Origin of the sequence: Clostridium sp. D5 (assembly GCF_000190355.1) — a bacterium.
Classification (GTDB): Bacteria; Bacillota; Clostridia; order Lachnospirales; family Lachnospiraceae; genus Faecalicatena; species Faecalicatena fissicatena_A.
The window spans coordinates 367,306-375,039 of sequence record NZ_GL870810.1; the positions used below are offsets into that span (position 1 = coordinate 367,306).

General features: G+C 44.8%; 9 protein-coding genes. 8 read left to right on the forward strand and 1 reads right to left on the reverse strand.

Features of this window, described 5'->3' with window-relative positions; genetic code table 11:
- Window positions 1-116 precede the first annotated feature (116 nt).
- The 5 genes from HMPREF0240_RS08025 to HMPREF0240_RS08045 all read left to right on the forward strand — a co-directional run bounded on the left by HMPREF0240_RS08025 (window position 117) and on the right by HMPREF0240_RS08045 (window position 3,754).
- Complete coding sequence (locus HMPREF0240_RS08025; protein WP_009002937.1) at window positions 117-1,313, forward strand: coenzyme F420-0:L-glutamate ligase; 1,197 nt, start codon at window positions 117-119, stop codon at window positions 1,311-1,313.
- Entirely contained in the window at window positions 1,303-1,866 is a 564-nt protein-coding gene (locus tag HMPREF0240_RS08030; protein ID WP_009002938.1) for a DUF3795 domain-containing protein, read from the forward strand. The genes HMPREF0240_RS08025 and HMPREF0240_RS08030 overlap by 11 nt, the downstream gene beginning before the upstream one ends.
- A 58-nt stretch (window positions 1,867-1,924) precedes the next feature.
- Window positions 1,925-2,167, forward strand: coding sequence for a DUF2007 domain-containing protein (locus HMPREF0240_RS08035; RefSeq protein WP_009002939.1), 243 nt, complete (start codon window positions 1,925-1,927; stop codon window positions 2,165-2,167).
- Between the two features lie 204 nt (window positions 2,168-2,371).
- Window positions 2,372-2,914: a DUF6323 family protein gene (locus tag HMPREF0240_RS08040; RefSeq protein ID WP_009002940.1), complete on the forward strand. Its 543-nt coding sequence runs from the start codon at window positions 2,372-2,374 to the stop codon at window positions 2,912-2,914.
- Window positions 2,915-2,944: 30 nt separating this feature from the next.
- Entirely contained in the window at window positions 2,945-3,754 is an 810-nt protein-coding gene (locus tag HMPREF0240_RS08045) for a DUF6179 domain-containing protein (RefSeq protein ID WP_009002941.1), read from the forward strand.
- Between the two features lie 17 nt (window positions 3,755-3,771).
- Here the strand turns inward: HMPREF0240_RS08045 and HMPREF0240_RS08050 are convergent, their stop codons facing one another.
- Window positions 3,772-4,347: a TetR/AcrR family transcriptional regulator C-terminal domain-containing protein gene (locus HMPREF0240_RS08050; protein WP_009002942.1), complete on the reverse strand. Its 576-nt coding sequence runs from the start codon at window positions 4,345-4,347 to the stop codon at window positions 3,772-3,774.
- A gap of 209 nt (window positions 4,348-4,556) precedes the next feature.
- Between HMPREF0240_RS08050 and HMPREF0240_RS08055 the strand changes: the two genes are divergently transcribed.
- From HMPREF0240_RS08055 to HMPREF0240_RS08065, 3 genes are read left to right on the forward strand one after another with little or no spacing between them, the layout of a single operon-like run.
- Window positions 4,557-5,129 (forward strand): manganese efflux pump, encoded by a 573-nt coding sequence (locus tag HMPREF0240_RS08055; RefSeq protein WP_009002943.1) that lies wholly within the window; start codon window positions 4,557-4,559, stop codon window positions 5,127-5,129.
- Window positions 5,130-5,178: 49 nt separating this feature from the next.
- Window positions 5,179-6,534, forward strand: coding sequence for a radical SAM protein (locus HMPREF0240_RS08060; RefSeq protein WP_009002944.1), 1,356 nt, complete (start codon window positions 5,179-5,181; stop codon window positions 6,532-6,534).
- Window positions 6,535-6,545: 11 nt separating this feature from the next.
- Window positions 6,546-7,562: a YbhN family protein gene (locus HMPREF0240_RS08065; RefSeq protein WP_009002945.1), complete on the forward strand. Its 1,017-nt coding sequence runs from the start codon at window positions 6,546-6,548 to the stop codon at window positions 7,560-7,562.
- The last annotated feature ends 172 nt before the right edge of the window (window positions 7,563-7,734 follow it).

Consider the following 7,734-nt stretch of genomic DNA (forward strand, 5'->3'; position numbering starts at 1 on the left):
AAAGAGACTAAAAGTGCAGAAAAAGTAGGCCGCTTCAGTAAATGCGGTATTGAGAACAGGCGAAAAATAAGATACAATAAGAGAAGTCAAAAGAAAAAATAAGGAGAGAATATATTATGGAAAGAAAAATTGGTACTGTATCAAGAGGAATACGCTGTCCAATTATCCGCGAGGGGGATCAGCTGGCAGATATCATTGTAGACAGTGTACTTGAGGCCGCACAGAGCGAGGGCTTTGAAATCCGTGACAGAGATGTCATTGCAGCCACTGAATCCATTGTGGCCAGAGCACAGGGAAACTATGCATCTGTGGATGACATTGCAGAAGATGTAAAAAATAAGCTTGGTGGAGAGACGATCGGAGTGATTCTTCCAATCCTGTCAAGAAATCGTTTCTCTATCTGCCTGAAAGGTATGGCAAGGGGAGCTAAAAAAATTGTACTTATGTTAAGCTACCCGTCCGACGAAGTAGGTAATGAACTGGTATCCCTGGACAAACTGGATGCTGCAGGTATTAATCCTTACAGTGAAGTTCTGGATCTGAAGCGCTATCGGGAACTATTCGGCGAGAACAGGCATCCTTTTACCGGGGTGGATTATGTCCAGTATTACAGTGACTTAATTAAAGGCGAAGGTGCAGAGGTGGAAGTTATTTTTGCCAACCACCCGCAGGAAATTCTTAAGTATACCAGGAAGGTAATAAACTGTGATATACATACCCGTGAGAGGACAAAGAGGCTGCTTAAGGAAAACGGTGCAGAGATTGTCTGCGGTATGGATGACGTGTTAAACCAGCCGGTGAACGGAAGCGGCTGCAACGAAAAATACGGACTCCTCGGCTCCAATAAGTCAACGGAGGAATCGATAAAATTATTCCCCAGAACAGCGGAAAGCAATGAGTTGATTCTGGACATTCAGAAGAAGATCCTGGATAAGACAGGCAGGCATGTAGAGGTCATGGTATACGGCGACGGGGCGTTCAAAGACCCGGTTGGAAAGATCTGGGAACTTGCAGATCCCTGCGTATCCGTTGCCAATACGGAGGGACTGGAAGGCACGCCTAACGAAGTGAAGTTAAAATATCTGGCAGATAATGATTTCAGAGATTTGTCCGGACAGGAATTAAAAGACGCCATCTCACAGCGCATCAAAGAGAAGAAGGATGATCTGGTAGGAGATATGGCAGCACAGGGGACGACACCAAGAAGGCTTACAGACCTCATCGGCTCCCTTTGCGATCTGACGAGCGGCTCCGGCGATAAGGGAACACCAGTTATCCTTATACAGGGATATTTTGACAACTATGTCTCATAGGGGACAGAAGTACAGCAGGCCCTATCCGCAGTTTTCTCTTTGCGGCTTAAACTGCGGGCTGTGCCCGATGTATCATATAAGTGAAGAATCACACTGTACGGGATGCGGAGGGGAAGGAAGGCCAACTTGCGAGGTGATCCGCTGTGCACTGGGACATGAGAATGTGGAGTACTGTTACCAGTGCAGGGAATATCCATGCTACAGGTATCTGGAAGAGGAATATGACTCTTTTGTACCAAAGCGAAGCAGGGATGACTTTACCTGTGCGAAAGAACAGGGAATCGATCATTATAAGGCCATACTCGAAGAAAAAATAGAAATTTTACAGTTTTTATTAAAAAATTACAATGATGGCCGGAGAAAGAGTTTCTACTGTACGGCAGTGAATCTTCTGGAGCTGGATGATATAAAAACAGTGCTGGATCAAATATCAGAAGCCGTTAAACCGGATAATACTTTAAAAGAAAATGCGGCAGTTGCGGCCCAGATGTTTAAAAATATGGCCGGTATGAGGGATATTTCTCTGAAACTCAGAAAAAAGCCAGGGAAATGATCTTAGTGTTATAAAAAGACAGCAGCCGTCAATTCAGTCACAAAAGGAGGTAAACAGTATGGAAGGAATGAAGGTTACAAAAGTATGTACAGCAAGGGACAAGGTAGAGGCAGAAATGATCCTGGATATTTTGGGCCAGCATAACATCCAGGCATTCAGGCAGGGAATTGCCAGCGGAGGCATCATGGATATCTATACGGGAAACTCCATTTACGGTGAGGATATATTCGCAGATGAGAGCGAGGTAGAAAAGGCCAGAGATTTGATCTGGAATATTATTGAAGGGGCGGAAGCAGAGTAAGTACGTAGTTCAGACAGAACATTTGAGCAGAACTGAGATTTAAAACAAGTAGAATAAGTGAAATAACAATAAAAATGAGGCGGAAATTAAATTTCTGCCTCATTTTCTATCTCTATATTACCACAAAACGAGCATTTTTTCAAGTCTTGTAAAGAATTGTATCCGGCCTTATAATGACTTACCACGTGTGAAAGGGGCGGTGTCATGGAAACGAATATTTATGAACTTCTCGAGCCGGCAAAAAGAAAAGAGGAACTGGCGTTATTGTCTGCAATGAATCAAAAGACGGAACGTTTCGGACTGTTTTTACGGGAGGAGGAAATCAAAGAGCTGGCAGAATGCAGGAACCAGAGTCTGAAAAAGTATGGCAGGGTAGAATTTGGTGTGGGGATCCTGGATAAGATCATTTATGTCTTCTGTGATTCACAGTATATCAGCCAGCAAAATTATCTCTTCTGTATGGAGCGGCTGCAGGATATTTTTTATGAGTTCAGAAATGCAGCGTTGGATCTCATGACAGACGATGAGATTCTTACTTTTATGAGGGAGCAGTTTGAGACGATCTGTGCCGGGGATCCGGATTATCTGGAAGAGACATGCCTGGAAGTATTTACTGCGGCGGTCCGCGCAGGGTATGACGGTTATAAAGCAAGCGGGGGAAGGGGAGAATACACCCGGTTCGACGAGGTTCCGCGGTGGGACAAAGACTTATATCTTCAGGCATTGAGGGAACTGTGCTGGGAGTAAATGTAAAAGCCGGAAAAGGGAGGGGATTAGATGAATTATGAAATAGAAGAAATACTGCCTGTTGTGGCAAAACTCGCCGACCGTTATACATCAAAGGAGAGCAGCTCCATATCCTATCGGGCGGCAGAGCAGCTTATGGAAGCCGCAGTTTACTGTATCAACGAGCTGGACGAAGGGGCAGCAGATTCTATGCTTCAGGGGCAGAAGGCGGAATGTCTGCAGTCCTATGAGGCCGGATACCAGATTGTGCTGGAGAAAGTCGGACGCGCAAAGTATGTATATCATGATATCATTAAAGAATTTGATGATTATGGCTGTAAAAATTACAGAGAGACTATTCTCAGCGGGATCCCTGCATTTTTTACACGGTATGATCCGAGATTTAACCCACAGAATCATATTCTGACGCTGGACTACCCGATGCCGGGTATGGAATGCAAAAAAAAGGGGGTTGACCTGATCCTGTATTATCTGGGAGAGATAGCATATGAGCAGAAATTTTTGCATTGCTTTCACAGGGACGGCATTATAAATCTTCTGGAATCCATATGCCCGGATTATGAAGAACTGTATCTGGACAATGTATGCCAGGCGGTGCTGCTGCGGGCGCTGGCCTGCATGGTTACGGAAAGTCCCCTTTCCGAGCTGAAGTTGGGGGGAAAAGGACAGAAGGAGACAGTGGATTACTTTGCGGGCATGTCTTTGGAGGCAGTTGAAAGACAGGTCTCACTTCTGCTGGATTTGCTGGAAAAGGCGGCCATGAAAGAGGCATACAGAGGCAGATTTCAAAGCAGCTCACACGATTTGTCAGCGAGAATCACAAACAATGTATTGTTCTGAGAGGGATCTGTTTTATTCTAAATTTTGACAGAAGGGTATTCAAGCAGATCCAGAATAGAGCATCGGATGATATAATTATAGGCTTCAGTGAGCTGATCGGAAGTGCAGTCTGTATCATGCACGATCCAGTATTTCAGAGAATCAGTCAGACCAAAAGTATAGAACCTTGCAACCGCATCTTTAGAAAGTATGGCGAGCTTGTCCGGTGACTTCATCGGATACTTGTCAAGCAAACCCGAAAATAAATCAAATATATACTGATACATCAGTTCCTCGAAGGAATTGGGGCCTTCAATGGCATACAGCTTTTTGTAAAAGGCCCTTTCCTTCTCCAGGCAGCTGCACAGCAGCCGAAAGATGTCTTCTTCCATATTATTATCAATCAGCACCTGTATATTGTCTTTTATATTCTTTTTTAAAATCCATTCAAGTACCTCGTATTTATCCTGGAAATGCTTATAGAAAGTGGGGCGGATTACTCCGGCACCATTAGTTATCATTTTAATGGTGAGTTTTTCAAATGGTACCTGCATGATTAGTTCTTTGAATGATGAGGTTAATAAATCTTTTGTAAGTTCCTTTTTATCTTCCATAAAACTCTACTCCTTTTGAGCTATTATAGCATGTTTTTCATAAAAAAATGAAGTGAGCGGGCTACAAATTTAATAATTTGTAGCCGAAAACGGACAGTTTTGAGCCAATGTCCCAATTAAAATACACTGCCAACCGTTTGCATCTTATGATTTGAAAATGCCGGTGTTAAAATAAGCATAAGCAGATGAAAGGGAAGGAGAGGAGGATATTGCTATTTATTGAAATCCTGATGATTTCGGTCGGATTGTCCCTGGATGTGTTTGCATATGCACTTTACAAAGGCGCAATGATGCCCGGGATCCATAAACCCGCATTGATAAAAATAGGCTGTGTTTTTACTCTATGGCAGATGGTAAGCCTTTTGCTTGGTAATATGATCACAAATATTCCCATGGTGAAAACAGCAGAAAAAGCAGCAGTACGCTGGCGTTTTCTTTCGATTTTGATCTTTACAGGCCTGGGCCTGTATATGATATTTAAGGGCAGACGACACCAGACAATTATAGAGCATAAAGATGATAAAGTGGAGCTCAGACAGATTGCAGTGTGGGCGTGCATAACAAGCATAGATGCATTTCTGGCGGGAATTGGTTTCGGCCTGTTCAGGACCGATTTTCTGATTACAGTTATTACTGTTGGAATAGTGACGGTGGTCAGTGTGATTCTTGGCATTTATGCAGGATATTGGATGGGGTGCCAGTCAATCAATAAGATTGTGACTCTTGGGGGCTGTATTCTGCTGATTGGTGGAATTGAATTGCTTGTAAGAGGAATAAACTAAAGAAGGTATAAAAGATACACAATGAAGAAGAAGGAGGAGGAATTGAGTTATGGGAAAATTAAAACATCAGACGGAAAGAGCGGCATTTGGAAAGGTCATTGATTCTGCAATGAAGCGGATCAATAAGGACAGTGAAAAAAGCTTTCTGAAAATGGTAGATCTGACAGAGAGTTTTGCGAAAGACCGGTTCCGTCCGGAAAGCTATGAAGCGGCAAGGAAGATCATCCGGGATAAAGACGGGAAATGGATGAACTACGTGAACCGAATCCTGGATGAGGTAAGTCCCAATGTCATCCGCACGACAGCAATGAATCTGGGATTTGAAGCCATGCTGAGCGGAACTAAAATCATGCATGAGAGCAGGGAAAAGTATCAATGCAATGTTCCATGGCTGATTCTGATGGATCCTACCAGTGCGTGCAACCTGAAATGTACAGGATGTTGGGCAGCAGAGTACGGACACACACTGTCCCTGACTTATGATGAACTGGACAATATCATTTCACAGGGAAAAGAACTGGGTATTTACTTTTATATGTACACAGGCGGGGAACCTCTTGTGAGAAAGGCGGATATCGTTAAACTCTGCGAGAAACACAAAGAATGTGCATTTCATGCATTTACGAACGGCACCCTGGTTGACGATGCATTTTGTGAGGAGATGGACAGAGTCGGCAATCTTTCCCTGTCAATCAGCCTGGAAGGCTATGAAAAAGTAAACGATGGAAGAAGAGGCAGCGGTGTATTTAATCAGGTTATGGAAGCGATGGATAAACTGAAGGCACACGGCCAGATTTTCGGGACCTCTATCTGCTATACAAGCGCGAATATAGATACTGTGACATCGGATGAATTCCTGGATATGATTATCGAAAAAGGATGCAGATATACCTGGTACTTCCATTATATGCCTGTGGGGAATGACGCAGCAGTGGAGCTTCTGCCCACAAAAGAACAGCGGGAGTACATGTATCACAGAGTCCGTGAAATACGTGCGGTGGAAGGCGGTAAACCAATCTTTGCATTTGATTTCCAGAATGACGGCGAGTACGTGGGCGGATGTATCGCCGGCGGCCGGAATTACTGTCATATTAATCCAAACGGTGACGTAGAGCCATGTGTATTCATACATTATTCCAGTGCGAATATTAAAGAGGTAAGCCTTCTGGAAGCCCTGCAGCAGCCGCTGTTCATGGCTTACAGGGAGGGGCAGCCCTTTAACGAAAATCACCTCCGTCCGTGCCCAATGCTGGAAAATCCTGAGAAACTGATGGAAATGGTCAGAAAAACCGGCGCCAGATCCACTGACATGCAGTCTCCTGAATCCGTAGAACATCTCTGCGGCAAATGTGAACTGTATGCACAGGAGTGGAAAGATAAAGCCAATGAACTGTGGAGGAAATAAGGTGGATGTAATTGATAAGAAAAAACAGTAAGAAATGGAAGACACATTTTTCCTGGAAAATTATCGGGAAATTTCTCTTCCTGGCTGCAGTGATCCTGATTGCAGTTCTGGCACTGAAAGACTCCTGGGGAAGCATATGGTCAGAACTGAAAAGGACCTCCTGGACGGTAATCGCAGGCGTATTTTCCTTTAGTATTCTGTACAATTGCTGCGATGGCTGTGCATTGACAAAACTGCTGCGCACCTGCGATAAAAAGTTTCCCTGGCACGAGGGAATTCTCTGCTCTTTCTATTACAGTTTTTTCAGAGTGATTACTTTTGGAAGCGGGACAGCGCCTGCCGGTATGTACTATGTCAGCAGAAAAAGCATCCCGGTTTCCAGAAGCCTCGGAATATTTACCATCAGCTACACCATACAGCGGATTGCTGTCTGCCTGTACTTTCTCTTGAGTTTCGTAAGTAATTACGGATCTATGGACCATTATTTCGGGGAGTATAGACGTTACATGGCAGCAGGGGTAGCGATTGCCGTGCTGGCAGCCGCGGCCCTGATCACAGCCTGCATCTGTGCCCCGCTGCACAGATGGCTTTTCACCCTTGCCGAAAAAGTCATACACAAAGAAAAAACAAAAGAAAAGCTTGCAGGCTGGAAAGAAAAAGCAGCCATCGTAAGAAAAGAAGCCAAAGCTCTCCTAAAAAACAAAAAGCTACTCCTGGAACTTCTGATCCTGAACTTCTTCAAACTAAGCGCATGGTATCTCATCCCCGCCGCCGTATTCCACATGCTGAATTCCCCCGAACTGTCATTTTACATGGCAGCTACCGCCATGATGACCGCCCTCTCAGGAGTAATCCCCGCCCCCGGAGGAGTAGGCGCCGTCGAATTTATATTCGTACTCCTGTTCACCCCTCTTACAGGAAAGGCGGCAGCCGCCTCCGGAATGCTGATATACCGTTTCGCAACCTATATACTCCCCTTCCTCCTGGGCGCACCTATAGCCCTGAAAATCCACAGCTCGTCCCATTAAAAGCCAACAAAAATCCACCTCCCCCGCCCAAAGCCCCACCCAGGACGTTCTACCTCCCGACCGGACGCACCCAGCAGAGTGAAAGGCAGGCAGGGAGTCCTTTGAGACTGTGTATGCCTTTTAAACTCCATAGAGTGCGCGCTAGAACCCGTTGGAGAAAAAACAGAGAACA

Bases quoted from the DNA above. Each gene is read 5' to 3' on its own strand.
- HMPREF0240_RS08025 (WP_009002937.1), top strand. From the start codon at position 117: ATGGAAAGAAAAATTGGTACTGTATCAAGAGGAATACGCTGTCCAATT.
- HMPREF0240_RS08030 (WP_009002938.1), top strand. From the start codon at position 1,303: ATGTCTCATAGGGGACAGAAGTACAGCAGGCCCTATCCGCAGTTTTCT.
- HMPREF0240_RS08035 (WP_009002939.1), top strand. From the start codon at position 1,925: ATGGAAGGAATGAAGGTTACAAAAGTATGTACAGCAAGGGACAAGGTA.
- HMPREF0240_RS08040 (WP_009002940.1), top strand. From the start codon at position 2,372: ATGGAAACGAATATTTATGAACTTCTCGAGCCGGCAAAAAGAAAAGAG.
- HMPREF0240_RS08045 (WP_009002941.1), top strand. From the start codon at position 2,945: ATGAATTATGAAATAGAAGAAATACTGCCTGTTGTGGCAAAACTCGCC.
- HMPREF0240_RS08050 (WP_009002942.1), bottom strand. From the start codon at position 4,347: ATGGAAGATAAAAAGGAACTTACAAAAGATTTATTAACCTCATCATTC.
- HMPREF0240_RS08060 (WP_009002944.1), top strand. From the start codon at position 5,179: ATGGGAAAATTAAAACATCAGACGGAAAGAGCGGCATTTGGAAAGGTC.